Genomic DNA, 26,509 nt, shown 5'->3' with positions numbered 1-26,509 from the left:
GCCGGAACAGCCATGCCGAAACCCACAGACAGCGCGGCCAGACGCCTTAAAGCGTGGCGCAATGCAGCCGCATTGCTGGTGGCATGCACATGTCTGTATGAACCGGCCATCGCCTTTGCCCAAAGCACACAAGCCACGCCCGTCCTCAAAAGACGGACCGACAGCCGTGTCGCCACGGCCCTGCAACAAAACCAGGCGGAAGTAGAAGCTGAAGCCACAGGCGTTGATCCGGCAGCGGCAAACCCGGCCGACCCGACAACACTGACCACACAAGGCATCGCCCCTCCGGTCAATGCGGGAGATGCCATCACCGACGAGCCGGACGAGGCAAATGCACCCTATGAGCAGCAGCTCAATCCTTACGAACCGACCATAGATGGTGGTGACGTTGATCCAACGGCTGCGACGAACCTGACCCCCGGTATTCGGTTGGGAACGATGGTGCTGCGCCCGACAATCAGCCAGACACTAAACACCGAAAAACAGAAATCATCCGGCAGTTCTGATCGTCGCAACTACATGACGACAGGCATTCGCGGTACTCTGAACAGCGACTGGTCGCGCCACTCCTTGACGGTAACGGGCGACGGAGCCTGGGAGCGCAATCTCGGCAGCGATAAAAGCGGCGAGGAACCACGCGCCTCGATCAATGCCGACCTGCAGCTTGATCTGGCAAAAGACACAACCGTCAACATAACCGGCGGCTACAACTTCAGCCGCGAAGATACTGATGATCCGAACGCCCTGAACAATGCATCCGTTCAGTCAGGCGTCCATGAATTTACCGGCGGCGTTGCCGTGGCGCGCGATCTTGGCCGTATACGCGGACTGGCGGCCATTGAACTGCAACGCAACGTCTATTCTGCCGCCAAGGCACTGGATGGCAGCTCGATTGATCTGAGCGCCCGCGACCGCACCGGCGGCGATATTCGCGTGCGGGCAGGTTATGAACTGTCACCTGCTCTCATTCCGTTTCTCGAGGTCTCATCCGGCCTGACCCGTTATGACGACAAATTCGACGATACGGGTTATGAGCGCTCTTCCAAATCCTACGGCGCCAAGCTTGGAACGGAGCTTGATCTCGGTGAGAAACTGCGTGGCGAACTGGCACTCGGTTATCTGCGTAAAAGCTACGACGACCAGAGGTTGGGCTCCATCAATGCATTCAGTGTTGACGGCGATCTCTCGTGGTCGCCACAGCGCGGTACAGACGTGAGCCTTGGCCTGCGCACAACCATCGAAGATTTTGCTGGTGGCTCACAGGGTGGCTGGATATCTCATCGCCTGACGGCAGGCCTGACCCATCAGTTGCGCAACAACCTCGTAGCGCGCCTCACCGGACAGGTCACCCGCCGCAACTTCCCATCCGGAGATACGCGGGACGTGACGGAATATTTCACCTCGGCCGGGCTGACATGGAGCCTCAACCGTTATCTCGATCTGACAAGCGATATCAGTTACCAGACGACACCGGTCTACGACACCGGCACATGGCGGATTGGCGCAGGTATCGCTTTCAAGCGTTGAACGCGCCACCGCAGTTGCTTCAAATCGAGACATAAAAAATCCCGGCTTTCACCGGGATTTTCTGCTATTCTGACTGTGCCGCCGCTTATTTCAGCTTGGCAAGCAGTTCCTTCAACGGACCTTCGATAGATGGGCGAATATCGCTCCGCTCCAGCGCGAATGCCAGGTTGGCAAGAATGAAGCCATCCTTTGCACCGCAGTCATAGGTCTGACCCTGGAAATGGTAACCGAAGAAATCCTGGTCCTTGGCAAGCGTCAGCATGCCATCGGTAAGCTGGATTTCATTGCCGGCGCCACGTTCCTGCGTTTCCAGAATGTTGAACACTTCCGGCTGCAGAATGTAGCGGCCGTTGATGTAGAAGTTGGAAGGTGCAGTGCCCTTGGCTGGCTTTTCGACCATTTCGGTGATCTTGAAGCCGTCGCCAGCCTTTTCGCCAACACCGACGATACCGTACTTGTGCGCCTGATCAGGGTCGCATTCCTGCACGGCAATAACGTTGCCACCGGTCTGGTTGTAAACGTCGACCATGCCCTTGAGGCAGCCCTTTTCGGAATGCATGATCATGTCAGGCAACAGAACCGCAAATGGCTCATCACCAACGATGTCGCGTGCACACCATACCGCATGGCCAAGACCAAGTGGTGCCTGCTGGCGTGTGAAGCTCGCTGTACCGGCCTTTGGCAAAAGGTCTTCAAGCAAAGTCAGCTCGGCCGTTTTGTTGCGCTCTCGCAGCAGCTGCTCGAGTTCGAATTGAATATCAAAATAGTCTTCGATGACCGCTTTGCCGCGACCTGTAACAAAAACAAAATGTTCAATGCCTGCTTCAATGGCCTCATCGACCACGTACTGCAGAACAGGCTTGTCAACAACAGTAAGCATTTCCTTCGGAACAGCTTTCGTTGCCGGCAAGAAACGAGTTCCCATACCTGCGACCGGAAAAACGGCCTTCCGAATTTTCGTATTTTCTACCACGCATCCCTCCTGAGAGACTAATTGGATAATATTCCCCGCGCAGCGCTATATTCCAAAACTTTTTAAGAATTGCAAAGGGTGACGCTACGAACGGTTAATGGTAAAGAATTTGTTGACATTAATTTGTTATCACATCGTGAAGCCCGATGCGTATCTCGCCATCGAAATGAAATTCGAGAGACGAAAGACTGACGATGAAAAAGCTGATCCTTTCAGATGTCCGTAAATTTGGCTGCATGGTTTTTGCAGGCTTAGCAATAACTTTGACCCCAGCGTCTGCCAGCGCTGATGCTGGTTTTCGAAAATGGATCAACGACTTTTATACCACTGCCGCTAAAAGTGGTATTACCAAGGCGACATATCAAAAGGCTTTTTCAGGCGTTACTGAGCCAGACCCTGAAGCCTTGCGCAAAGCAAACTTTCAGCCGGAATTCAGCAGCCAGATCTGGGACTACCTGGATTCACGCGTAAACCCGTACACGGTTCGCATTGGTCGTGAAATGAAGGCTAAGCACGCCTCGACGCTGAATGCCATCGAGCGTCACTTCAACGTCGATAAGAACATCCTGCTCGCCATCTGGTCGATGGAATCGAATTATGGTGCCGTTCTGGAAAAACCAGAACGCCTGCATCACATTCCGACCACGCTGGCAACGCTTGCCTATGCCGATCCGAAGCGCGCAAAATTTGCCAGAACGCAGCTGATTGCCGCCTTGCAGATTCTTCAGAACGGCGACGTGTCAGCGAAAAACCTCACTGGTTCCTGGGCAGGTGCCATGGGCCACACACAGTTCATTCCTACCAGCTACCTGCTTTACGCGGTTGATGCGGACGGAAACGGCAAACGCGATATCTGGCACTCCATTCCTGATGCTCTGGCAACCGCCGCCAACCTTCTGGCGAAGAATGGTTGGGAGCCAGGCAAAACATGGGGTTATGAAGCCGCTGTCCCCTCAGGTGCCGGTCGCTATGAAGGCCAGACAAAAACTCTGGCGGAATGGGCAAAGCTTGGTTTCGCCAGACCGAATGGCAAGGCGTTTCCACGCGGCTCCGACAGAGCGCAACTGGTCATGCAGGGCGGAAAATCCGGTCCTGGCTTCCTGATGATGAAAAATTTCTTCACCATCAAGAAGTACAACGCTTCCAACAGCTACGCGCTTGCTATCGGTCTTCTGGCAGATGAAATTGCCGGTTATGGCGGCATGCAGCAGCGTTGGCCACGCCCCGATGGCACACTCGACATTCGTGAGAAATTCGAGCTGCAAAGCCGCATGAAGGAACTCGGCTATTATGATGGAGAAATCGACGGCAACTTCGGTTCCGGCTCAAAAGCAGCCATCAGCGCCATCCAGCAACGTCTGGGCATGACAAATGACGGCGAACCATCGCAGCGACTTCTGCGTGCACTGAGGAACTGACAACCCTGAAGCAGGCTTCCGGTTATAGGCAAGCCTGTGATATGGTATGTCATACGAGGATGCATCATGAATAAGCAGGCAAAGATCAAGAAGCCAGCCCGGCTTCGCGCAGGCGCGAGTGCTCTGTGTGTGCTTGTTGTCCTGCCTCTTTTTCCCTCACCTGTGTTCGCACAGGAACGTGAGCGACCACGTACTCTCATGGATATGCTGTTTGGCGGGCGCCAGCGCGAAATGCGTGACGGCCGCCAGTTGCGGGAGGAGGAACCGCGCGTAAGGCGTCCCCCTCCCCGCGAACGCTCCGTTTCGCGCCCGCAGACACCGCGCACAACACCATCCGTCACACAGATGCGCACCACAGCCCCGGCCGCACCGGTTACCAAACTTGAAAATGCCCGCCGCGTCCTGGTGGTCGGTGATTTTCTGGCCAGCGGCATGGGTGACGAGTTGACCAAAACCTTTGCTTCATCACCGGCAATTGCCGTTGATGTCAGAGCAAATGGTTCGTCCGGCCTTGTCCGTGCAGACTATTATGACTGGCTGTCCAACCTTCCGAATTTCATTCAAGAGGTCAAACCTGCCGCCGTCGTTATCATGCTCGGTTCCAATGACCGACAGCTGATGATGATTGGTGACCTCAGGGAAAAATACGGCACCGATCTGTGGTTCAAGGAGTATGAGCGGCGCATCGATGCGCTGGCAACGATTGTCTCGCGGCAGAAGATACCACTTTTGTGGGTCGGCCTGCCCGCCTTCCAGTCCCCATCGCTCACCACAGATTTTGTCGGCTTCAACCGCCTGTATCGCAACCATACCGAAAAACACGGTGGCGAATTCGTGGATGTCTGGGACGGGTTTGTCGATGAAGGTGGCAAGTTCATCATCACCGGTTACGACGTCAACGGACAGCAGGCCCGCCTGCGTGAGGCGGACGGCATTGGCATGACACAGGCCGGCAAACGCAAGCTCGCCTTCTATGTCGAGAAGTTCCTGCGCCGCCACGTCGATACCGCCGCCCCAGAACAGGATTTGAACGCAAGCAATCTGCCCGCTCTCACTTCCCTGCCTGCGCTTGGCATTGATGCCGGTCAAGTTAGAACGCAGCCGATCAGCTTGACCGACCCGGAATTGGACGGTGGCAATGCATTGCTGGGAGACAGACCGGCACCCGCCACCATTCGCGAAACGCCACGCGAACTGTTGATCAAGCGCGGTGAAATAGCCGATGCGCCGTTGGGCCGCGTCGACGATTATCGTATGCCAACGCCCGATACCGAGACTGAGGAATAATATCCGGCCGCAAAAAGAAGGCCTGCAATCCATCACATAATATTAAAACAGGAACGTTCCTGTAACGCCTTGGTTAAGCTTGGGGCAGAGCAATATTGCTTTGCCTCAATGATGGATATGAGGAGTAAACATCATGGCCCACCAAGGTGGCACGCAAGACCAGCACAGCAAAGCTGGCCAGAAATCCGGAAAAGGCGGCAGCGATAAAACCCGCAGCGCATCATCCGGGACAGCAACAGAAAACAAGACCGGAATGAAAGACAGCACCCGCGACCAGTCGATGAAGGGCGGTCAGCAGGATCATAAAAACAAACACTGATCCTGGATTTGTCATGATCCCCGTGTTGATTCGGGGATCATTTCCTCAAACAAAAGGCGACCGCATGGCCGCCTTTTTTAATGTTGTTTAGCGCGGCAGAACCGTCGATCCCATCAACGCTTCGTCAATCGCATGTGCTGCCTGACGACCTTCACGGATCGCCCATACAACCAGTGACTGGCCACGGCGTACGTCACCGGCCGCCCACAGCTTGTCGACCGAGGTCTTGTAGTCGGTTTCATTGGCAACAACGTTGGTCGAACCACGGCGGTCCGTGTTGAGCGTCAGCTTGCCGTCCATTTCCTTCAGAACGCTGTCGGTGAACGGACCGGAGAAACCGATGGCGATGAATGCCAGATCGGCCTTGATGATGAATTCGGTGCCCGCAATCGGCTTGCGCTTGTCATCAACCTGGCAGCATTTCACGCCCGTCAGAACACCGTCTTCGTCACCGACGAATTCCAGGGTCGCAACCTGGAATTCACGCACCGCACCTTCAGCCTGCGAAGACGATGTGCGCATCTTTGTTGCCCAGTATGGCCAAACAGCGAGCTTGTCTTCCTTTTCAGGCGGCATCGGACGAATGTCGAGCTGCGTTACCTTCACAGCACCCTGACGGAATGCAGTGCCAACGCAGTCAGACGCCGTATCACCACCACCAACAACAACGACATGCTTGCCGCCAGCCAGGATCGGGTCGGAAGGCCAGCCCACGCTGTCGATGTTTTCACGGCCGACACGACGGTTCTGCTGCACCAGATAAGGCATGGCATCATGAACGCCATGGAAATCCGTACCGCCAATACCGGCAGGGCGTGGGGTTTCGGAGCCACCGCAATACAGAACCGCGTCATGATCAGCGATCAGCTTTTCAACGGTCAGATCAACACCGATATTGACGCCGTAATGGAAGGTCACGCCCTCACCCTTGATCTGCTCAACGCGACGATCGATGAAGTTCTTCTCCATCTTAAAGTCAGGAATACCGTAGCGCAGCAGACCACCAGCCTTGGATTCACGCTCGTAAACGTGAACTTCGTGACCGGCGCGGCCGAGCTGCTGGGCAGCTGCCAGACCGGATGGGCCGGAACCGATAATCGCAACTTTCTTGCCGGTGTGAACGGTCGCAGGCTTTGGCACGATGAAGCCAAGCTCATAGGCCTTGTCGGCAATCGCCTGTTCAACGGTCTTGATCGCAACCGGTGTATCTTCAAGGTTCAGTGTGCACGCCTCCTCACAAGGCGCGGGACAGACGCGACCGGTAAATTCCGGGAAGTTGTTGGTGGAGTGCAGGTTGCGAATCGCCTGTTCCCAACCGCCATTATAGACCAAATCGTTCCAGTCTGGGATCTGGTTGTGTACGGGGCAGCCCGTCGGGCCATGACAGTAGGGAATACCACAGTCCATGCAGCGTGCCGCCTGCTTCTGCACTTCGGCATCCGACATTGGAATGGTGAATTCACGGAAATGGCGAATACGATCCGACGCAGGCTGATACTTGCCCACCTGACGGTCGATTTCCAGAAAGCCTGTAACCTTACCCACTTTATATCCTCACATCAAAGCAGGGCACCTGTCGGGCCCCAATACCAGTAAGCGAAACCAATGACCGCCCCCAGTATGATAAACTCAAATCTGACTTCGCCACTTGCAAGATAGGTTGCCGCGGGTGCGGCAACTGCAACGATTAGCGAAGCCAGTCGGTGTAATGTCTTCACGCGGCGGATTACTCCGCCGCCACGCCTAGCCGCATCCGTTCCATGTCCTCAAGCGCACGACGGTATTCAACCGGCATGACCTTGCGGAACTTCGGACGGAACTCGGTCCAGCGATCAAGAATGTCCTTGGCACGAGCCGAGTTGGTGTAGTGGAAGTGGTTCGAGATCAGCTGGTAAAGACGCTCCTCGTCGTGACGTGTCATGTCCTCGGAAACGTCTACACGTCCCTTGTGCATGAGGTCGCCGCCGTGGTGGTGCAGCTTTTCCAGCATGTCGTCTTCTTCCGGAACAGGCTCCAGCTCAACCATCGCCATGTTGCAGCGGGTTGCAAAGTCACCGGTCTCATCCAGCACGTAAGCGACACCGCCCGACATGCCAGCTGCAAAGTTGCGGCCGGTTTCACCGAGCACAACAACGATACCACCGGTCATGTATTCGCAGCCATGGTCACCCACGCCCTCGACAACGGCGACCGCACCGGAGTTTCGAACAGCGAAACGCTCACCGGCTACACCGCGGAAATAACACTCGCCGGTGATCGCACCATAGAGAACGGTGTTACCGACGATGATCGAGTTTTCCGCAACGATACGGGCATTTTCCGGCGGACGAACGATGATGCGTCCACCCGACAGGCCCTTGCCGACATAGTCGTTACCATCACCCACCAGATCAAAAGTGATGCCGCGTGCAAGGAAGGCACCGAAGGACTGGCCAGCCGTACCCTTGAGGGTGACGTGGATGGTATCGTCCTTGAGACCCTTGTGACCCCAACGCTTGGCAAGCGCACCCGACAGCATGGCGCCGGCAGAACGGTCAACGTTCTTGATCGGCACTTCGAAGACAACCGGCTCGCGGTTTTCCAGCGACGGGGCAGACTTCTCAATCAGCTTGCGGTCGAGAATGTCGTCAATCGGGTGGTGCTGGCGTGCCGTCCAGAATGTCTCAGCTTTCGGTGCATCGACCTTGTGGAAGATACGGCTGAAATCGAGACCCTTGGCCTTCCAGTGGGCCAGCATCTCATCCTTTTCGAGCATTTCGGAAGCACCGATGATCTCATCCAGCTTGGCAACGCCAAGCGAAGCGAGAATTTCGCGCACTTCTTCAGCTACGAAGAAGAAGTAGTTGATGACGTGTTCCGGCGAACCCTTGAAGCGCTTGCGCAGAACAGGATCCTGCGTTGCAACGCCGACCGGGCAGGTGTTGAGATGGCACTTGCGCATCATGATGCAGCCGGCCGCAATCAGCGGCGCCGTTGCAAAACCGAACTCGTCTGCACCCAGCAGCGCGCCGATGATGACGTCGCGGCCGGTCTTAAGACCACCATCCACCTGCAGGGCGATACGCGAACGAAGGCCGTTCAGCACCAGCGTCTGCTGGGTTTCGGCAAGACCGATTTCCCATGGCGAACCAGCATGCTTGAGCGAGGTCAGCGGCGATGCACCGGTACCACCGTCAAAGCCAGAAACAGTGATATGGTCGGCACGGGCCTTGGCGACACCGGCAGCAACCGTACCAACCCCCACTTCCGACACCAGCTTCACGGAAACATCGGCTTGCGGATTGACGTTCTTCAGGTCGTAGATCAGCTGTGCCAGATCTTCGATCGAATAGATGTCATGGTGCGGCGGCGGCGAAATCAGACCAACGCCCGGTGTGGAGTGACGGGTCTTGGCGACCGTTGCGTCTACCTTGTGACCTGGCAACTGACCGCCTTCGCCGGGCTTTGCGCCCTGTGCGACCTTGATCTGCAGCATGTCAGCATTGACGAGATATTCCGTCGTCACGCCAAAACGACCTGATGCGATCTGCTTGATGGCAGAACGTTCCGGGTTCGGCTGGCCGTTGAGCAGCGGCGTGTAACGATCCGCCTCTTCACCACCCTCACCGGTGTTCGACTTGCCGCCGATCTTGTTCATGGCAATGGCAAGCGTGGTATGTGCTTCACGGCTGATCGAACCGAAGGACATCGCACCTGTCGAAAAACGCTTGACGATTTCGACGGCAGGCTCAACCTCGTCAACCGAGATCGGCTTGCGGCCCAAAGCCTCGGCAGTCTTGACCTTGAACAGACCACGAATGGTGTTCATGCGCAGCGCCGTGTCATTTACCATCTCGGCAAATTCGCGGTAACGATCCTGGCTGTTGCCACGAACCGCATGCTGCAGGGTCGCAACCGCGTCCGGGCTCCAGGCATGGCTTTCACCACGCATACGGAAGGCATATTCGCCACCGATATCGAGCGTGTTGGCAAGGATCGGGTCCTTGCCGAACGCCGCTGCGTGGCGCGAAACGGTTTCCTGCGCAATTTCCGTCAGGCCAACACCTTCGATGGTCGTGGCCGTGCCGAAGAAATATTGCTCGATGAACTCGGACGACAGGCCGATGGCATCGAAAATCTGCGCGCCGCAATAGGACTGATAGGTGGAAATGCCCATCTTGGACATGACCTTGAGAATGCCCTTACCAACAGCCTTGATGTAGCGGTAAACCACTTCATCATCAGACACTTCCTTCGGGAACGCGCCGTGCTTGTGCATGTCCAGCAGCGTATCGAAGGCGAGGTACGGGTTGATGGCTTCCGCGCCGTAACCGGCCAGAAGGCAGAAGTGGTGGATTTCGCGCGGCTCGCCGGTTTCGACCACAAGGCCAACCGAGGTGCGCAGACCCTTGCGGATCAGGTGATGGTGAACGGCCGCGGTAGCCAGCAGCGCCGGAATGGCAACACGGTCCGGTCCAAGCTGACGGTCGGATAGAACGATAATGTTGTAACCGCCACGCACGGCAGATTCTGCACGTTCGCACAGACGGTCAAGCATGTCCGGCATGCCTTCGGCACCACGCTCCACATCATAGGTGAAGTCGAGTGTCTTGGTGTCGAAACGGTCTTCCGTGTGGCCAATCGAGCGAATCTTTTCCAGATCGCCATTGGTCAGGATCGGCTGGCGTACTTCCAGACGCTTGGCGCGTGCAGCCCCGGCATGGTCAAGAATGTTCGGGCGTGGACCAATGAAGGACACAAGGCTCATCACCAGCTCTTCGCGGATCGGGTCGATCGGCGGGTTGGTAACCTGCGCAAAGTTCTGCTTGAAATAGGTGTAAAGCAGCTTGGACTTTTCCGACATCGCAGAAATCGGTGTGTCCGTTCCCATCGAGCCGACAGCTTCCTGGCCTGTCGTTGCCATTGGCGACATCAACAGCTTGGTGTCTTCAATGGTGTAACCAAAGGCCTGCTGGCGATCGAGCAGCGACACGTCGCGACGCAGCGCACGTGGCTCCACCGGCTTCAAATCTTCAAGGATCAGCTGGGTACGATCCAACCATGTGCGGTAAGGATGTTTTGCAGCAAGCTCGTGCTTCACTTCCTCGTCGGAAATGATGCGGCCCTTCTCCATATCGATCAGCAGCATCTTGCCAGGCTGCAAACGCCACTTCTTAACGATACGCTCTTCCGGAACCGGCAGCGTTCCGGCTTCCGATGCCATGATAATACGGTCATCATCAGTAACCAGATAACGGGCTGGACGCAGACCATTGCGGTCAAGCGTTGCACCGATCTGCTTGCCATCGGTAAAGGCAACGGCAGCCGGGCCATCCCATGGCTCCATCAGGGCAGCGTGATATTCGTAAAATGCCTTACGCTCAGGTGACATCGACTGGTTACCAGCCCAAGCCTCCGGGATCAGCATCATCACGGCATGCGCCATGGAATAACCGCCGCGCACCAGGAATTCCAGCGCGTTGTCGAAGCACGCAGTATCCGACTGGCCTTCATAGGAAATAGGCCACAGCTTGGAAATGTGCTCGCCAAACAGTTCGGACGAAACCGAAGCCTGACGTGCAGCCATCCAGTTGACGTTGCCACGCAGCGTGTTGATTTCGCCGTTATGCGCCACCATTCGGTACGGGTGCGCCAGCTTCCAGGACGGGAAGGTGTTGGTCGAGAAACGCTGGTGAACAAGCGCCACGGCCGATTCAAAGCGCGGATCCGACAGGTCCTTGTAATAGGCACCAACCTGGTAGGCGAGGAACATGCCCTTGTAGACGATGGTCGAGGACGACAGCGATACAGGATAGAAGTCCTGCGCTTCCTTGCCGCCACGCTCGTCATAGATGCGGTTGGAAATGACCTTGCGGATCAGGAAAAGCTGGCGCTCGAACTCGGCATTGGTCGCGGCGTCGCGCCCTGCACCAATGAACACCTGCACGTGATGCGGTTCGGTCGCCGCAATATCCGCGGCCTTGGACAACGAAGCATTGTCGACCGGCACGTCACGGAAACCGAGGAACTGCTGGCCCTCTTCACCGATGACGTCGATGATGACCTTCTTGTAGTGTTCGATACGCTCGGCATCGGTCGGCATGAAGATGTGGCCAACCGCATATTCGCCAGCCTTCGGCAACGTAATGCCCTGCTTTGCCATTTCCTCACGGAAAAAGCGGTCCGGAATCTGCACCAGAATGCCAGCGCCATCGCCCATCAGCGGGTCTGCACCAACCGCACCGCGGTGGGTCAGGTTTTCAAGAATGAACAGGCCATCCTTGACGATCTGGTGAGACTTCTGGCCCTTCATATGCGCGACGAAACCGACGCCGCAGGCATCATGCTCATTGCGTGGATCGTAAAGACCCTGACGCTCGGGAATACCACGTGCAAAGCTCTTCTGAGCGACGACAGACGCGGCCTTGGCCGCGGTGGGACAGTCAGTCGTCATGCTTGCGGCAGCAAATTCGCTTTCCGGCTTGTTGGTCATTTTGGTCCCTCCTGCAAAACATTGCATAAAACGGCAGTAAAAGCCGGATTGACGAAGCCTTTTTTCAAGGAACCTCACAAACCGGCTTATTCAATTTAGGACAGCAAGACTGTCTCAATTCTCGGTAATTTTGACAGAAAGCCCCGCCTTTCGCAAGTGCGTGCTAACAAAATATAAACATGAGTTTCGCAGTGAAATTACGACAACATGCGAAAGCGAGAAATTTTGTTACGCCATACAGCGCTTGTGCGTTGCTTTCATTGCCCGATTTGCCAACATCGCCCCAACACCATAAAAGATTCACACAGATCATTTCTTCTGGCTGCAATCCGCATCATCTCATCTGAAAGCGTAGATACATGTTTTTTGCTTCCGATAACTGGGCTGGCGCTCACCCCGCCATTAACGAACGGCTCATGAAAGAATCGACCCGCTTTGCGGCCGCTTACGGCACCAGCGAGCTCGACAAATCCATTGAGCAAAAGTTCAACGAAATATTTGAGCGGGAAGTTGCCGTATTTTTTGTCGGCACCGGAACGGCCGCCAATTCCCTGGCACTGGCCAGCGTTGCCCGCCCCGGTGGCATCGCCTTCTGTCACTCTGAAGCTCACGTAATCGAAGACGAATGTGGTGCGCCGGTCTATTTCTCCAATGCATCGCGACTGATGCCGGTTGCCGGTCCGACTGGCAAAATGCTGCCAGACAATCTGAGCGCCGCCATTCGCCGCTTCCCACCCGGCTCCATCCATCAGGGCCAGCCAATGGCTGTGACCGTCACCCAAGCAACCGAGGTTGGAACGGTTTATTCGCTGGATGAAATCGATGCTATTTCAGCGATTGCCAAGCAGCATAACCTGCCGCTGCATATGGATGGCGCACGTTTTGCCAATGCACTGATGACGCTCGGCACCAACCCGGCAGAAATGACCTGGAAACGCGGCGTTGACATCCTGTCGTTCGGTGCCACCAAAAACGGCTGCTGGTGCGCGGAAGCCATCGTTTATATGGATCCGAAAATGGCAAAAGACCTGCCGTTCATGCGCAAGCGCTCGGCACAGCTGTTCTCGAAAACTCGCTTCATCGCCGCACAATTCGACGCATATTTTAAGGACGGCCTTTGGCTGGCACTGGCCGGTCACGCCAATGCCATGGCGAACCGCTTGCGCACAGGCATCGAAGCCTCCAACAGCGCCCGCCTTGCATGGTCTACACAGTCGAATGAGCTATTTGTGGTCCTGCAAAAGGAAACCGCTCTTGCCGCGAAACAACAAGGCGCGCATTTTTATGACTGGGTTGTCCCGCATGACATGGCCGAGCCAGTACAGGAAAATGAAACGCTGATCCGTCTCGTCACCAGCTTTGCAACCAGCGAAACCGATGTCGACAGCTTCCTGGCGATTTGCGGCGCTGCCTGATTATCCCAGGCCTCGATAAACATCACCCCATGCGCTTAGGGCGTATGGGGTGCAATCGCCACCTTGGCAACAACACGTACAGCCAGCGCCTCGACCAACTCCGGGTTGGCTCCCTTTCGCGGCACCAGCACAAACTCCACATCTTCCAGCGCGGGCAGACTACCTTGAGTGATTTCACGTAAGGCCGCAGGTGTCATGCTGCGTGGCTGCACCAGCACACCCATGCCTGCCTGGGCCGCCGCGACCAACCCACTCAAACTGCCGCAGGTACAGACAATCCGCCAGGCAATGCCTTTGCGATCCAGTGCTTCCTGCGCCACCTTGCGCGTTATGCTCGGCTGCGGAAAGGCAATAAGCGGCACAACACCGTCATGGGCTTTGAGAATTGCCGGATCACGTGCCAGCCACACCAGCGGTTCGCGATAGAGGAAACGTCCGAGTCGATCGCCCAGCCGGCGCTTGGCCAACACGACATCCAGATCACCATTATCCTGCATCTGGTAGAGCACACCACTCAAGGCAACCGTCAACTCAAGGTCGACCAGCGGGTAAAGTCGGATGAAGTCTTCCAGAATAACCGTCAGGCGGTTGGCAACAAAATCCTCGGAAACACCAAGTCGCAACCGCCCCCGCAGCCGATTTGCGGTAAAAAGCGACGACACCTTGCCATTGATATCCAGCATGGAGCGTGCATAACCGAGCAGCGCTTCCCCTTCTGCCGTTAACCTCACTTGATGGGTACTACGCTCAATGAGCCGTTGGCCAAGAAAGGTCTCAAGCCGTTGAATATGCTGACTAACAGTTGATTGACCGATACCAAGTTGTTCGCCGGCAAGCGTGAAACTTCCGGTCTGCTCCAGCGTTACAAAACTGGCGAGATGATGAAGATTGAGCATCGTTATCACAAATCACAATAACTGTTAGTCTTTGCATCCTGCTTCACGATAAGCAATATGTAAATTAAATTCCCTAAGAGACAAAGACCATGAGCCGATTTCTGCCCGACCGCTTCACCCTGATGCTGATCTGTACCGTCATTCTGGCCAGCCTTTTGCCGATCAGCGGTGAGCCCGCTGAATATTTCGGCCTGGCGACCAAGCTGGCAATTGCGCTGTTGTTTTTCCTGCACGGGGCGCGATTGGCACGCGATGTGGTGATTGCCGGTATTTTACATTGGCGCCTGCATCTCGCCATTCTTCTGGTGACCTTCGGTCTTTTCCCACTGATCGGCGTAGCGCTTGGCTATATCCCTGAAAGCATCCTGCCGGCGCCGCTTTATATGGGCGTACTGTTTCTCTGCGTTCTGCCGTCTACCGTGCAGTCTTCCATTGCGTTTACATCCATGGCAGGCGGCAATGTTCCCGCAGCAATCTGTTCGGCATCAGCATCCAACATTTTCGGTATGTTTCTGACACCACTCCTCGTTGGCCTACTGTTTACGGTCGGTGGTCATGGTGGCGGCTTTTCGCTTGATGCATTCGGGCAAATCTTCCTTCAGCTGCTTTTGCCTTTCATAGCAGGCCAAGCACTGCAGCCGTGGATCGGCGACTGGATCCGGTCGCGCAAAAAGCTGCTTGCGCCTGTTGATCGCGGCTCAATTCTGATGGTGGTTTATCTCGCCTTCAGTGAAGCGGTAATCGAAGGCATCTGGCAACAGTTCACATTGCGCGATATCGGCGTCGTCGTTGCCATCAACATTGTCCTGCTGGCGGTCATATTGTGCGTCACCATGTTTGGTAGCCGCCTGCTGGGCTTCAACAAACAGGACGAAATCACCATCACTTTCTGCGGATCGAAAAAGAGCCTGGCAAGCGGTGTGCCGATGGCAGGCGCGATCTTTGCTGGCCAAAGCATTGGCGCCATCGTTCTGCCAATCATGCTGTTTCACCAGATCCAGCTGATGGCCTGCGCAGTGATTGCGCAGCGTTATGCAAGAGCGGCAAAGGCTGCACAAGCTGAGCCAGCAAACGCAAAAACGGCCCTCACTTGAGGGCCGTCCTGAATATTATACCTGCATGATTAAGCTTAGTTGACCTGGGTTGGCGTAATCTGCGCCTCGATGGTCTTTGCACCTTCAGCAGCATCCGAAACGATCGCGATCCGACGCGGTTTCATTGTTTCTGGAAGGTTACGCAGAAGGTCAATGTGGAGCAGACCGTTCTTCAACGAAGCAGATTGCACTTCCACATAATCGGCCAACTGGAAGCGACGCTCAAAGGCGCGCTTGGCAATGCCACGATACAGGAACTCGCCTTCATTCGCCTTGTCCTGCTCCGACTTCTCAGCCTTGACGGTCAGCACATGGGCACGCGCCTCAATGCTCAGCTCGTTTTCATCAAAGCCGGCAACAGCCATCGTTATACGATAGGTGTTATCGCCAGTGCGTTCGATGTTGTAAGGCGGATAGCTCTGCGCCTGTTCCGGCTGCCCAACATTATCAAGCAGATTGAAGAGGCGGTCAAAACCGACGGTGGAGCGGTAGAGTGGCGAAAAATCCAAATGACGCATGGTGTCCTCCTTGAGAAGCGACTGTTTGCGGTTAAGGCTTTCATCCCGTATTGGCGATGAGGAAGCCGGGTTACGGCCCCGTTCTGGCGACCGTGACAAACAGATGGGAACAGTTTTGCCGCACTTCAAGAGGCAGTAAAAAAGCGGGAGTTGTCGCTTGATCCTCTATCGTGGAATCCTCCTTCACCACGCAGTACGCAAGCAGCGAAAATATCACGTTTTCGCGATTGTCGGCGCCACAGAACGATGCCCTGCAACCGGCTTTGAAACTGAACTTCAAATGAACAGCCAGTTCCAAATCGGTTCATCTTTCAGGCTTTAGAAAACAGCCATCGGGGGCAACTCCGCTGACTGAAGAGTACAACGTCCCTTCTTCTTCAGTCCTGTTGGCCGGGACCGTGACTGCGCACAACCGACGGTTCCGGCATTTTTTCTTTGACGAGATAAGCCACTCGACCTATCCCATTATTATCCACCAGGGAATCGGCCGGAAAAGGTAATGGACGACGTTATTTTACACGCCACACCCGGCAATCCACTGCCCGAGAATTACACGGCCGGATATTTCACCGGACACCGTAACAAAAAACTGCGCTACGCGGTTTTTCGCTGCCAACAATCGGTTGCCAAGGGTACCATCGTTCTGCTGCATGGCAGAAACGAGTGCATCGAAAAATATTACGAGACCATCATCAACCTGACGACGATGGGCTTCTGGGTTGCGACGTTTGACATGCGCGGTCAGGGCGGATCGGATCGACTGATCAAAAATCCCGACGCCGGTCACGTCCATCGGTTCCGGGATTATGAGCAGGATGTCTCGCTGTTCATGGAACAGATCGTACTGCCCGACACGCGCCTGCCATTTTATATGGTTGCACATTCCACCGGCGCGCTGATCGCCCTGTCCATGGCACCCAACCTGTCCAACCGCATCGAGCGCATGGCCTTGTGTTCGCCGTTCATTCAGCTGTCAGGGCAATCCATGCCAAGCCCTGCCGTTTTTACAATCGCAGCGACGTTGAGCCTGATTGGCCTGGGACGAATGAGACTAGGCAAGGACCAACGTGAGCGCAACTTCATTGGCAATCCGCTGACATCAGATGAACTGCGTTTTGCCCGCAATCTGACCCTGATGCAGAAAATGCCGGAATTGTTTGTTGGTTCGCCAACCGCTCGCTGGGTTTATGAGACCATGAAAGCGGCAAGTCGCGTCACAAAGCAGGAACACCTGACTCATATTCACGTGCCAACCTTGCTGCTGGCGCCGGTTCTGGACCCGATCACGCCCTATGGTGCGCAGGAAGAACTGTCACGCAATTTCCGTGCAGCGCAACTCATCCCTGTGACCGGCGCCCGGCACGAATTGCTGCACGAGCGCGATATCTTCAGAAGTCAGGCGCTTGCGGCCATAGAGGCATTCTTCTCACCGGAAGAGTAACCCTATCGGCACAATCGGCCCTTCAAAGGCCGGACAAGATCTCCAATGCCTGCGCATGAACAGCTTTGCTGCCTGCCGCGATGATCCGACCCGCCGCTTCTGGTCTGCCGCCATCCCAGGTCGTTATCACGCCACCAGCCTGCTCGATGATTGGAATAAGCGCGCCGACATCATAGGGCTTGAGCGAGCTTTCAATCACCAGATCGATATGGCCGGCTGCGAGCAACGCATAGGCGTAACAATCGACACCGTAGCGGAACAGACGCACCTTATCCTGCACCCTGTTGTAACGTGGTGCTTCCTCGGCATCGAAAATATGCGGTGATGTCGTGAACAATGTCGCGGCGGAAATGTCTTTGCAATCACGGGTCTTGATCTGACGGGTACCATCAGGGCCGCTGTACCAGGAGGCTTTGCCATCGGCGAAATAACGTTCGCCGGTAAAAGGCTGATCCATAACACCCATGACAGAGCGACCGTTGCTCTGCAGACCAATCAAGGTACCCCAGACCGGAACGCCGGAAATGAAGGCGCGCGTACCGTCAATCGGATCAATCACCCAGACATGCTCACGGTCCAGACCGACGCTGCCATGTTCTTCGCCGAGAATACCGTGGTCCGGATAGGTCTTGCCGATAAGCGCTCGGATCGCCTGTTCGGCTGCCTGATCACCCTCAGTGACCGGATCATAACCGCCGTCCTGCTTGTTGGTGACATCGATGCCAGTACGAAAGCGCGGCAAAGTCTCTGCTTTGGCAGCATCCGCGAGAGAAAAGAAAAAATCCCGATCCGGCAGCATGACATCTCCACTTGGCAAAACAATAGCTTCAGCCTTGTAAAGCACTGCCGGAAAAGAGGAACAGCTTTTGTAATTTTTTCGGAAAAATCATTTTGGTGAGCACTTAGCGACCCCTCCACCAAAAGAGCCCTGCAATGCAAAACCAGCACACCACAGGTACAAATTGCATCATTTTACATCTTAAAGCCGCATCTTCTGCCTAGGGTCAAGCAAATGGCACATTTATTAAGCAAAAATAAAAATGATTGACAATTGTGCATTATGACGTATCTTTTCCATACAGTCTTTGACTGTAAATACCCTCCTTGGGTGTTTCCTCCCTAGACTCAGCCGCGCCACGAGCGCGGTTTTTTTTGCCCGGAACAAAGCAAAAATTTACCAAGCAATAGAAAGTAAAGAGAATTATTCGGCAGCCAAGGCCGAGTCGCCGCAGAATTCGGTGACGAAATCACCCATCTGGCGCATAAACACTGCAAGCACCGCAGAAAGTGCCGCAAAATCACTTCGTTTGAGAAGCGTCTTTTCATCCACGTATAGTGCGCGGTTTATTTCAATCTGCAAGGCATGCAGAGAGCGCACGGGCCGCCCGTAATGTTCGGTGATAAAGCCGCCAGCATATGGCTTGTTGCATACGGCAACAAAACCGAGCTCTTCCAGGAAGTGCAGTGCGGCACGTGATATTTCGGGAGAAGCGCTGGTGCCATAGCGATCACCAATAATCACATCAGGTCGAACATTGGACCCTGCAACCCGGATGTTACCGGGCATCGAATGGCAATCGATCAGTACCGCCATGCCGAATTGGGAATGCGTGCGCGAAATCAGCCGGCGTAGGCAGGTGTGATAGGGCTTGTAAATGCCCTCCACCCGCAGCAAACCCTCTTCGACGGGTATACGGTGGTTATAGATTTCCATGTTTTCCGCAACGATGCGCGGCACAGTGCCCAGCCCACCGGAGACCCGCATGGAGCCGATATTCGCATAGGGCGGCAACGCCCCCTCGAACATGCGCGGATCCAGTTCATATGGCTCGCGGTTCACATCCAGATAGGCGCGCGGAAAATTTGCAATCAGGAACGGCGCACCCAGTTCAGGCGCCGCAGAAAACAGTTCATCAACGAAATGGTCTTCAGATCGCCTGATTTCTGACGAATCAAGGCGAGACGATTCGAGAAATGAAACAGGGTAGCAACGTCCACTATGAGGTGAATTATAGACGAACGGGATTCTGTGCGTATCCGGCTCGCGGACTTCGAACAGCTCATATTCACCCGTTATCCAGTCCATTCGATGATATTTACCATGTCACAAATATGCCAATAAACATATGTTGCCAGTTGCATGGCCACAAGTCCATACTGGCGCAACCATAACCGGATTCCTCAAACGCCATTCACGGGATATTTACCCAGAGCAGGCTACAATTGGGATACGGTATTCTCAATTTTACAGGCAGTTACGGTCACCTACATGAGTCAGAAAATTCTTCTCGCAGAAGACGACAACGATATGCGCCGCTTTCTGGTAAAAGCGCTTGAGAAAGCCGGTTACCAGGTATCTTCTTTTGACAACGGCGCAAGCGCATATGATCGGCTTCGTGAAGAGCCCTTCTCTCTGCTGCTGACCGACATTGTCATGCCGGAAATGGATGGCATCGAACTGGCGCGCCGCGCCACCGAGCTGGATCCAGACCTCAAGGTTATGTTCATCACCGGTTTTGCAGCGGTCGCGCTCAACGCCGATTCGAAGGCTCCGAAGGATGCAAAGGTGCTTTCCAAGCCTTTCCACCTGCGTGACCTTGTGGATGAAGTCAACAAACTCCTTGTGGCATAAGGCTTTCAAAAAACCTTTCACAAAACCGCAAAAAAGCAGTTGACGCGTCAATCGGTTTTGTGATCTATGCGCCACATCGGATGGGCGTGTAGCTCAGCGGGAGAGCACTACGTTGACATCGTAGGGGTCACAGGTTCAATCCCTGTCACGCCCACCATCCAAATTCCTTAAGTATCAAGGCCTTGCAGAACACTGCGAGGCCTTTTTACATTGTGCTCTTTAGGTTCGATGGACCTGTCGAGACACCACTTTCCGGCCCCCCCACACAGCGTCATTTCGAAGCCCATGCACCCGCCACAAAATGCAGCGGGCACCGGTTCGGTTTGCTGTCACAATTCGATCAGGCTAATGCTTCAGTCGGGCGCGATGGCACCGGACGCGGATTACCATCGTCATCGACAGATACCATCACAAAAACCGCTTCGGTGACCTTCTCACGTGAATCCTGGTAGTGCCTGCGTGTCCAGGCCTCGATCTTGAGTGTGATCGATGTACGGCCAACTTTCACGATGTCAGTATAGACACACAGCGTATCGCCAATTTTTACCGGCTTCTTGAAAACAATCTCGTGCACGGCAACTGTTACGGTACGCCCGCCTGCCACATCATTGGCACGAACAAAGGCCGCAAGGTCCATTTGCGACATGACCCAGCCACCGAAAATATCACCGGCCGGATTGGCATCCGCCGGCATGGCGAGTGTGCGCAGTGTCATTTCCATTTTGTCAGGAGGATTACCGTCCATCTTATGCATACCTTCATTCAAGAGCATCCCACCCCTTGCTTAACAAAAGCAAGGGACGGCCGCCAAGAGCAAGCTGCCCCACAGTGCTGCAACCCTGTTATGCAAGGGTGCTGCGTCAGACACATTTGGTGAATTTCCATAGGTTTCATAATGCGACATAGACGGATCATTAACCATGATCGGCCAGTATCACTTCATATATGAGGTGCTAAATGGCGTACGACTGGACTGGCAATAACGTCATGCAGAAGCGTGACGACAGGTTTCTTGCAGCATGCATCATTTCTGCTTTGTTTTTGACTGCGGTCACGATTGGCGCGCTTTTGCGAGAGCCAATCCCTGCACGACAGGACAATCCTTATCTTCTGACAACAGACAAATGGCAGCTGCGGCTGTAATCCGCTTTACCTCAGTGGCCATTTCCGTTGGTCGGCAGTGCCTCAAGATGCACGACCGTCGGAGCAAACTTGTTGAGGAATGTTTCAGAGCGCCCGAAATAGATCACCGCACTGTCTTTCAGCGTTAACAACGCGTCGGCAAGCAGGTTCTGTGTATTGGGCTCCAGCCCTTCCAAAATATCATCGAGAATGAGCCAGCGCGGCTGCAAGAGAATGGCATTCGCCACCCGCAGGCACAACTGGGCATCCGTATCTAGCTTCTTGTCCCAACGGGCATTTTCGTCAAGACGCGGCACCAGTTCATCGAGCCCACAGAGGGTCAAGACCTCGGAGCACTCCTCGTCGTTGAAGACTGCCGGAGAATGTGGGTAGGACAGAATTTCCCGCAGTGGGGCGACCGGAATGTAACCGCGTTGCGGCATCAGCAGCGCGTCTTCAAGCGGGGGCACTGAAATGCGTCCCTGCCCCCACAGCCACAGCCCGCCCATGGCAGCAAACAACAGACGCCGGTTCACGCCCTGATCGCCATTGACCAGCAAATGCTCGCCAGCTTGCAACTCGACAAACTCTTCCTTTAGACGAAAACCGCGCACCACCTGTTTCGCACCGGCTTCGCCGCAAATCATCACATTGGATAGAATAATCGACTTGGCGGCGGGATCGACTTCGAAATTGATCGTCGCGCCTTGCTTTTCCACGGCGTCCATTTGCAAAAGCGCATTACGGAATGCCGAGACACGCAGCAGTGTCGCCTTCCAGCTGGCAATGGCACCAAAATTATCGATGTACCAGCGCAGCGCATTGTTGACCTGATTGAAGGCACCAACCGCCATCATCAATCCGCCAAAGGTCAGATTGCCGGAGAAATACACCGGAGCGGCAATCAGGATTGGCGCGACAATCGCCAGCCAACCGTACCCCGAGGACACCCAGGTCAGATGCGTTAGTGCCATCGCTAGACCACGGATCACGGAAAGTACGGAATTGATGTCAACACCAAGCCTAGCCCGTTCGTTTCGCTCCCCACGCGCCAGTGTAATTGCGGTCATGTTTTCATTGGCGCGCATCAGCGAAAACCGCAGCTCCGCCTCTTTCGAGTAACGTTCCGCATTCAGCCCGACCAGACGATGACCGACAAGATTGCTCAGCAGCGAGGCAGAACCGGCATAGAACATCGCTGCCCAGACCATGTAACCCGGTATTGCCACCTGCGATCCACCGATGGTCAGATAGAAACCGCTGGATAGACCCCACAAAACACCGATGAAGCTAACCAACAATATGGTGGAATTGACCAGACCAATGGCAAGTGACGTACTGCTTTCCGCCAGGTTTCGTGAATCCTCATGCAGGCGCTGATCGGGATTAACAGCAATACTGCCAAAACCAGCCAGCTTGGCAGCCCGCCCCGGCTTGAGCCACTGGTGAACCATGTCCTTGCTCAGACCTTCGCGCATATAGAGCGCGGTCATCTGATTAAGCCAGGTTTGAAACACGTTCAGCAACAATAAAGTGCCGGCTATAATGGTGAAAATCTTTAACTGGTGGATGAACCCGTCCATATCTCGCCGCTCAAGCGAGTTATAAAACGGCGCGTACCACTCATTCAATCGAACCTGCCCGTAAGCAGTCACCAAGATGATGAACAGAAGCGCGAAGATAAGAGCGAGAAGCCTGTTTCGGACCGGCGAAATCCAGAACGCATTACCCATCATTCTCAACTGGTCCATAAAACCAAGTTCAAAATTCAATGGAGCTGCTGGATCAGGTTTCAAGTCAACCTGGCGGGTATTTTCCATGCGTATCGTCCAAACAATAAGGCACAGCAGACGGCCAAATCATCGAGACTCAGCAACGCAAGCCGCCAGACCTATTTACCGTAAGCCCAAAAGATAAGGAACTGCTTACTCTTCGCTGCCCCGTAAAAACCATGACAAAGCCTGTATAATCCGCCTTGCTTTATTTGCGTGCATTGCACAAAATCCTGATAACAACAGAGGGGGCGGCTAAGTCCGCAATAACCGGCTTGGCCGGAAAAAGGATAATATGTCTATTAAGGCAAGTATTTATCATCTCACCCATTACATCTATGACAAACCGGTCAGGCTCGGGCCTCAGATCATCAGGTTAAAACCGGCAGTTCATTCCCGCACCCGGGTTATCAGCCATGCACTGAAGGTCACACCTGCAAATCACTTCGTGAATTTGCAGCAGGACCCCTACGGCAATTACCTCGCACGTTTTGTGTTTCCCGAACCGGTTACGGAGTTTAAAATAGAGGTCGATCTGGTGGCAGATATGACTGTCTATAACCCGTTCGACTTCTTTGTTGAGGAAGAGGCCCAAAAATGGCCTTTCGATTATCCCGAGACACTGCGCGAAGACCTGTCGATCTACATGAAGCCGGAACCCACCGGCCCTTACCTCTCCGCCTACATGCAGACTATCGATCGGTCTCCTGGCCAGCCAACGGTGGATATGGTTGTCGGCCTCAATGCGCGCCTGCAGCAAGAAACCGGTTACGTCATTCGCATGGAGCCAGGCGTTCAAACGCCGGAAGAAACTCTGCAGACCAAAATGGGCTCATGCCGCGACAGCAGTTGGCTTCTGGTGCAGATATTACGGCACTTGGGTTTTGCGGCCCGATTCGTATCTGGCTACCTCATTCAGTTGGCGCCTGATTTGAAGGCACTCGACGGCCCCTCCGGCACCGAAGTTGATTTCACTGACCTGCACGCATGGGCAGAAGTCTATCTGCCTGGTGCTGGCTGGGTTGGACTGGACCCGACATCCGGCCTTTTGACGGGTGAAAGCCATATTCCGCTGGCAGCCACACCGCATTACCGAAACGCCGCACCAATTTCCGGCGGTTATTACGGACAGGCCAACACCGAATTTGCCTTTGATATGCAAGTACGTCGTGTGGCGGAACATCCCCGCATTACCAAGCCGTTTTCCGACGAAAGCTGGGACAGGCTGAATGCTGTTGGCGAGGAGGTCGATACCCTCTTAAAAGAGCAGGACGTTCGCCTGACGATGGGCGGCGAACCGACCTTCGTTTCAATCGATGACTTTGAAGCGGAAGAATGGAACACCGGCGCTGTTGGCCCGACCAAACGGGAAAAGGCCGATATCCTTATCCGCAAACTCCGCGAACGTTTCGCCCCCGGCGGGTTCCTGCATTACGGCCAGGGTAAATGGTATCCCGGTGAAAGCCTGCCGCGCTGGACATTTTCGCTTTATTGGCGAAAGGACGGCAAACCGATCTGGCAGAACCCGGCACTGGTGGCACAGGAAGGCGCAGAAACCGGCGTGACGGCGACCGACGCGGAAAATCTCCTGAACACGATTGCGACAAATCTCGGCATTGCCAATGACATGGTTTTGCCAGCCTACGAGGATCCGGCAGAGTGGATCGTCAAGGAAGGCAATCTGCCCGAAAACGTCGATCCGTCGAACTCAAAACTGAAGGATCCGGAAGAGCGAAGCCGCATTGCACGGGTTTTCGAGCGCGGACTGACCACCCCAACCGGCTACATCCTGCCGGTGCAGGCCTGGAATGCCAAGGCATCGACACAACGGTGGATCAGTGAAAAATGGAAAACAAGGCGCGGCCGGGTTTTCCTCGTTCCCGGCGACAGCCCGGTCGGATATCGTCTGCCGCTTGGCACACTGCCTTACGTCCCCCCTGCCGCCTATCCTTACATTCACGAGGCAGACCCATCCGTTCCAAGAGGGCCATTGCCTGAGGTTACGGAACCAACCGGCCGCGTCATGCCGGAAGCATCATTTCATGCGGATGAGACGGTATCGCAGGACCGCATCGAACAGTCGATCGGTGAGCTTGGCGGCGCAGTGCGCACCGCAATGTCTGTAGAGCCGCGCGACGGCCGTCTTTGTGTATTCATGCCGCCGGTCGAGCGTATTGAAGACTATCTGGAACTGATTGCCGCGGCAGAAAGTGCGGCCAGCACGCTTGGCCTGCCCGTCCATATCGAAGGCTATGCACCACCCCATGACGAGCGGATAAATGTTATTCGCGTGGCACCCGATCCAGGCGTCATCGAGGTTAACATTCACCCGGCATCAAGCTGGCAAGAATGCGTCGATATCACCTCAGCCATCTATTACGATGCCCGCCAGTCGCGTCTGGGTGCCGACAAGTTCATGATCGACGGTCGTCACACTGGCACCGGCGGTGGAAACCATGTGGTCGTTGGTGGTGCAAACCCCAATGACAGCCCGTTTCTGCGTCGCCCGGATCTGTTGAAAAGTCTGATCCTCCACTGGCAGCGCCACCCGTCGTTATCCTACCTGTTTTCGGGCCTTTTCATTGGCCCCACAAGTCAGGCCCCACGTATAGATGAAGCGCGGCACGACAGCCTTTACGAGCTGGAGATTGCTATGGCGCAAGTGCCAGCCCCCGGCGAAGGCGTACCTCCCCTGCCTTGGCTTGTCGACCGCCTGTTCCGCAACCTGCTGACCGACGTAACCGGTAATACGCACCGAGCCGAGATCTGCATCGATAAGCTGTTTTCGCCTGATGGTCCGACAGGCCGTCTGGGACTTGTCGAGTTTCGTGGTTTTGAAATGCCGCCAAATGCCCGCATGTCGCTGGCACAACAGCTTCTGGTGCGTGCACTGATTGCCCGCTTCTGGAAAAATCCAGCAAGTGGCAAGTTCGTCCGTTGGGGTACTGCGCTCGCGGATCGTTTCATGCTGCCACACTTCATCTGGCAAGACTTCATGGATGTGCTGGCCGATCTGAAGGCCAGCGGTTTTGATATCCAGCCTGAATGGTTCAAGGCACAGCTGGAATTCCGTTTCCCGTTCTTCGGTGAAGTGGAATATGAAGGCGCGAAATTGGAACTGCGTCAGGCGCTGGAACCCTGGCACGTGATGGGTGAGCAGGGGGCAATTGGCGGCACTGTGCGTTATGTCGATTCCTCCGTCGAACGTCTGCAAGTCCGTCTGGAAACAGCAAATCCGGAGCGTTACACAGTTGCCTGCAACGGTCGGGCTGTGCCGTTGAAGCAGACAGAGGAATCAGGTGTTGCCGTTGCCGGTGTCCGCTTCAAGGCCTGGCAGCCATCGTCAGGTCTTCACCCGGTATTGCCCGTCAACGCGCCATTGACCTTTGACATTTATGATACATGGTCAGGTAGATCGATTGGTGGCTGCATCTATCATGTTGCCCATCCCGGTGGCCGAAACTATGACACGTTCCCGGTTAATGGTAACGAGGCGGAGGCACGCAGACTTGCGCGTTTCGAACCTTGGGGCCATACCGCAGGAAATTATCCCTTGAGACCGGAAACGGTATCACCGGAATTTCCACTGACACTCGATTTACGTCGCCCTCTGGGAGTTTGAA

At 55.0% G+C, this 26,509-nt stretch carries 20 protein-coding genes and 1 tRNA gene; 11 read left to right on the top strand and 10 right to left on the bottom strand.

Features of this window, described 5'->3' with window-relative positions; genetic code table 11:
* The first annotated feature begins 12 nt into the window (after positions 1 to 12).
* On the top strand, positions 13 to 1,527 hold the full coding sequence (locus IB237_RS07840) for an outer membrane beta-barrel protein (RefSeq protein WP_192488097.1): 1,515 nt from the start codon (positions 13 to 15) through the stop codon (positions 1,525 to 1,527).
* A gap of 85 nt (positions 1,528 to 1,612) precedes the next feature.
* Here IB237_RS07840 and galU read toward each other — a convergent pair whose 3' ends face one another.
* A complete protein-coding gene (gene galU / locus IB237_RS07835; protein ID WP_192488096.1) occupies positions 1,613 to 2,500 on the bottom strand; it encodes a UTP--glucose-1-phosphate uridylyltransferase GalU in 888 nt (295 codons plus the stop codon).
* 194 nt (positions 2,501 to 2,694) lie between these two features.
* On the opposite strand from galU, the gene IB237_RS07830 reads away from it, so the two are divergent.
* The 3 genes from IB237_RS07830 to IB237_RS07820 all read left to right on the top strand — a co-directional run bounded on the left by IB237_RS07830 (position 2,695) and on the right by IB237_RS07820 (position 5,524).
* A complete protein-coding gene (locus tag IB237_RS07830; RefSeq protein ID WP_192488095.1) occupies positions 2,695 to 3,918 on the top strand; it encodes a lytic murein transglycosylase in 1,224 nt (407 codons plus the stop codon).
* Positions 3,919 to 3,984: 66 nt separating this feature from the next.
* A complete protein-coding gene (locus IB237_RS07825; protein WP_192488094.1) occupies positions 3,985 to 5,205 on the top strand; it encodes an SGNH family hydrolase in 1,221 nt (406 codons plus the stop codon).
* A gap of 133 nt (positions 5,206 to 5,338) precedes the next feature.
* Positions 5,339 to 5,524 (top strand): hypothetical protein, encoded by a 186-nt coding sequence (locus IB237_RS07820; protein WP_192488093.1) that lies wholly within the window; start codon positions 5,339 to 5,341, stop codon positions 5,522 to 5,524.
* An 87-nt stretch (positions 5,525 to 5,611) separates the two neighbouring features.
* On the opposite strand, the gene IB237_RS07815 is transcribed toward IB237_RS07820, so the two are convergent.
* The 3 genes from IB237_RS07815 to gltB are packed head-to-tail and all read right to left on the bottom strand — an operon-like array spanning position 5,612 to position 11,996.
* Entirely contained in the window at positions 5,612 to 7,069 is a 1,458-nt protein-coding gene (locus IB237_RS07815; RefSeq protein ID WP_192488092.1) for a glutamate synthase subunit beta, read from the bottom strand.
* A gap of 14 nt (positions 7,070 to 7,083) precedes the next feature.
* Entirely contained in the window at positions 7,084 to 7,242 is a 159-nt protein-coding gene (locus tag IB237_RS07810; RefSeq protein WP_192488903.1) for a hypothetical protein, read from the bottom strand.
* A gap of 8 nt (positions 7,243 to 7,250) precedes the next feature.
* Positions 7,251 to 11,996, bottom strand: a complete 4,746-nt coding sequence (gene gltB, locus IB237_RS07805) for a glutamate synthase large subunit (RefSeq protein ID WP_192488091.1) — start codon at positions 11,994 to 11,996, stop codon at positions 7,251 to 7,253.
* Positions 11,997 to 12,355: 359 nt separating this feature from the next.
* On the opposite strand from gltB, the gene IB237_RS07800 reads away from it, so the two are divergent.
* Complete coding sequence (locus tag IB237_RS07800) at positions 12,356 to 13,411, top strand: low specificity L-threonine aldolase (protein ID WP_192488090.1); 1,056 nt, start codon at positions 12,356 to 12,358, stop codon at positions 13,409 to 13,411.
* Between the two features lie 35 nt (positions 13,412 to 13,446).
* Here the strand turns inward: IB237_RS07800 and IB237_RS07795 are convergent, their stop codons facing one another.
* Positions 13,447 to 14,307 (bottom strand): LysR family transcriptional regulator, encoded by an 861-nt coding sequence (locus IB237_RS07795; RefSeq protein WP_192488089.1) that lies wholly within the window; start codon positions 14,305 to 14,307, stop codon positions 13,447 to 13,449.
* Positions 14,308 to 14,396: 89 nt separating this feature from the next.
* On the opposite strand from IB237_RS07795, the gene IB237_RS07790 reads away from it, so the two are divergent.
* Positions 14,397 to 15,401: a bile acid:sodium symporter family protein gene (locus tag IB237_RS07790; protein WP_192488088.1), complete on the top strand. Its 1,005-nt coding sequence runs from the start codon at positions 14,397 to 14,399 to the stop codon at positions 15,399 to 15,401.
* A gap of 35 nt (positions 15,402 to 15,436) precedes the next feature.
* On the opposite strand, the gene IB237_RS07785 is transcribed toward IB237_RS07790, so the two are convergent.
* Positions 15,437 to 15,919 carry an Hsp20 family protein gene (locus IB237_RS07785; RefSeq protein ID WP_192488087.1) on the bottom strand — a complete coding sequence of 161 codons (483 nt, stop codon included), beginning with the start codon at positions 15,917 to 15,919 and terminating at the stop codon, positions 15,437 to 15,439.
* Between the two features lie 499 nt (positions 15,920 to 16,418).
* Between IB237_RS07785 and IB237_RS07780 the strand changes: the two genes are divergently transcribed.
* On the top strand, positions 16,419 to 17,360 hold the full coding sequence (locus IB237_RS07780; protein ID WP_192488086.1) for an alpha/beta fold hydrolase: 942 nt from the start codon (positions 16,419 to 16,421) through the stop codon (positions 17,358 to 17,360).
* Positions 17,361 to 17,382: 22 nt separating this feature from the next.
* Here the strand turns inward: IB237_RS07780 and hisN are convergent, their stop codons facing one another.
* Positions 17,383 to 18,159 carry a histidinol-phosphatase gene (gene hisN, locus IB237_RS07775; RefSeq protein ID WP_192488085.1) on the bottom strand — a complete coding sequence of 259 codons (777 nt, stop codon included), beginning with the start codon at positions 18,157 to 18,159 and terminating at the stop codon, positions 17,383 to 17,385.
* A 402-nt stretch (positions 18,160 to 18,561) separates the two neighbouring features.
* Complete coding sequence (locus IB237_RS07770) at positions 18,562 to 19,446, bottom strand: N-formylglutamate amidohydrolase (protein WP_192488084.1); 885 nt, start codon at positions 19,444 to 19,446, stop codon at positions 18,562 to 18,564.
* Between the two features lie 183 nt (positions 19,447 to 19,629).
* Between IB237_RS07770 and cpdR the strand changes: the two genes are divergently transcribed.
* Together cpdR and IB237_RS07760 are read left to right on the top strand one after the other, a co-directional pair.
* Entirely contained in the window at positions 19,630 to 19,992 is a 363-nt protein-coding gene (gene cpdR, locus IB237_RS07765) for a cell cycle two-component system response regulator CpdR (protein ID WP_192488083.1), read from the top strand.
* 82 nt (positions 19,993 to 20,074) lie between these two features.
* A tRNA-Val gene (locus tag IB237_RS07760) sits at positions 20,075 to 20,149 on the top strand.
* Between the two features lie 183 nt (positions 20,150 to 20,332).
* Here IB237_RS07760 and IB237_RS07755 read toward each other — a convergent pair.
* On the bottom strand, positions 20,333 to 20,737 hold the full coding sequence (locus tag IB237_RS07755) for an acyl-CoA thioesterase (RefSeq protein WP_192488082.1): 405 nt from the start codon (positions 20,735 to 20,737) through the stop codon (positions 20,333 to 20,335).
* A 212-nt stretch (positions 20,738 to 20,949) separates the two neighbouring features.
* On the opposite strand from IB237_RS07755, the gene IB237_RS07750 reads away from it, so the two are divergent.
* A complete protein-coding gene (locus IB237_RS07750) occupies positions 20,950 to 21,135 on the top strand; it encodes a hypothetical protein (RefSeq protein ID WP_192488081.1) in 186 nt (61 codons plus the stop codon).
* An 11-nt stretch (positions 21,136 to 21,146) separates the two neighbouring features.
* On the opposite strand, the gene IB237_RS07745 is transcribed toward IB237_RS07750, so the two are convergent.
* Positions 21,147 to 22,934: an ABC transporter ATP-binding protein/permease gene (locus IB237_RS07745; RefSeq protein ID WP_192488080.1), complete on the bottom strand. Its 1,788-nt coding sequence runs from the start codon at positions 22,932 to 22,934 to the stop codon at positions 21,147 to 21,149.
* Positions 22,935 to 23,181: 247 nt separating this feature from the next.
* On the opposite strand from IB237_RS07745, the gene IB237_RS07740 reads away from it, so the two are divergent.
* Positions 23,182 to 26,508: a DUF2126 domain-containing protein gene (locus IB237_RS07740; protein ID WP_192488079.1), complete on the top strand. Its 3,327-nt coding sequence runs from the start codon at positions 23,182 to 23,184 to the stop codon at positions 26,506 to 26,508.
* The last annotated feature ends 1 nt before the right edge of the window (position 26,509 follow it).

Origin of the sequence: Agrobacterium sp. AGB01, assembly GCF_014851585.1 — a bacterium.
In the GTDB taxonomy this organism is placed as follows: Bacteria; Pseudomonadota; Alphaproteobacteria; order Rhizobiales; family Rhizobiaceae; genus Agrobacterium.
The sequence above is the reverse complement of the archived record's forward strand: the minus strand, read 5'-3'. Positions and strand labels throughout refer to the sequence as shown.

Coding starts and splice junctions, on each gene's coding strand:
- IB237_RS07825 (WP_192488094.1), top strand. CDS start 3,985: ATGAATAAGCAGGCAAAGATCAAGAAGCCAGCCCGGCTTCGCGCAGGC.
- IB237_RS07820 (WP_192488093.1), top strand. CDS start 5,339: ATGGCCCACCAAGGTGGCACGCAAGACCAGCACAGCAAAGCTGGCCAG.
- IB237_RS07830 (WP_192488095.1), top strand. CDS start 2,695: ATGAAAAAGCTGATCCTTTCAGATGTCCGTAAATTTGGCTGCATGGTT.
- IB237_RS07745 (WP_192488080.1), bottom strand. CDS start 22,934: ATGGAAAATACCCGCCAGGTTGACTTGAAACCTGATCCAGCAGCTCCA.
- IB237_RS07840 (WP_192488097.1), top strand. CDS start 13: ATGCCGAAACCCACAGACAGCGCGGCCAGACGCCTTAAAGCGTGGCGC.
- IB237_RS07740 (WP_192488079.1), top strand. CDS start 23,182: ATGTCTATTAAGGCAAGTATTTATCATCTCACCCATTACATCTATGAC.
- IB237_RS07785 (WP_192488087.1), bottom strand. CDS start 15,919: ATGCGTCATTTGGATTTTTCGCCACTCTACCGCTCCACCGTCGGTTTT.
- IB237_RS07750 (WP_192488081.1), top strand. CDS start 20,950: ATGGCGTACGACTGGACTGGCAATAACGTCATGCAGAAGCGTGACGAC.
- IB237_RS07790 (WP_192488088.1), top strand. CDS start 14,397: ATGAGCCGATTTCTGCCCGACCGCTTCACCCTGATGCTGATCTGTACC.
- IB237_RS07800 (WP_192488090.1), top strand. CDS start 12,356: ATGTTTTTTGCTTCCGATAACTGGGCTGGCGCTCACCCCGCCATTAAC.
- IB237_RS07770 (WP_192488084.1), bottom strand. CDS start 19,446: ATGGACTGGATAACGGGTGAATATGAGCTGTTCGAAGTCCGCGAGCCG.
- cpdR (WP_192488083.1), top strand. CDS start 19,630: ATGAGTCAGAAAATTCTTCTCGCAGAAGACGACAACGATATGCGCCGC.
- hisN (WP_192488085.1), bottom strand. CDS start 18,159: ATGCTGCCGGATCGGGATTTTTTCTTTTCTCTCGCGGATGCTGCCAAA.
- IB237_RS07795 (WP_192488089.1), bottom strand. CDS start 14,307: ATGCTCAATCTTCATCATCTCGCCAGTTTTGTAACGCTGGAGCAGACC.
- IB237_RS07755 (WP_192488082.1), bottom strand. CDS start 20,737: ATGGACGGTAATCCTCCTGACAAAATGGAAATGACACTGCGCACACTC.
- IB237_RS07780 (WP_192488086.1), top strand. CDS start 16,419: ATGGACGACGTTATTTTACACGCCACACCCGGCAATCCACTGCCCGAG.
- gltB (WP_192488091.1), bottom strand. CDS start 11,996: ATGACCAACAAGCCGGAAAGCGAATTTGCTGCCGCAAGCATGACGACT.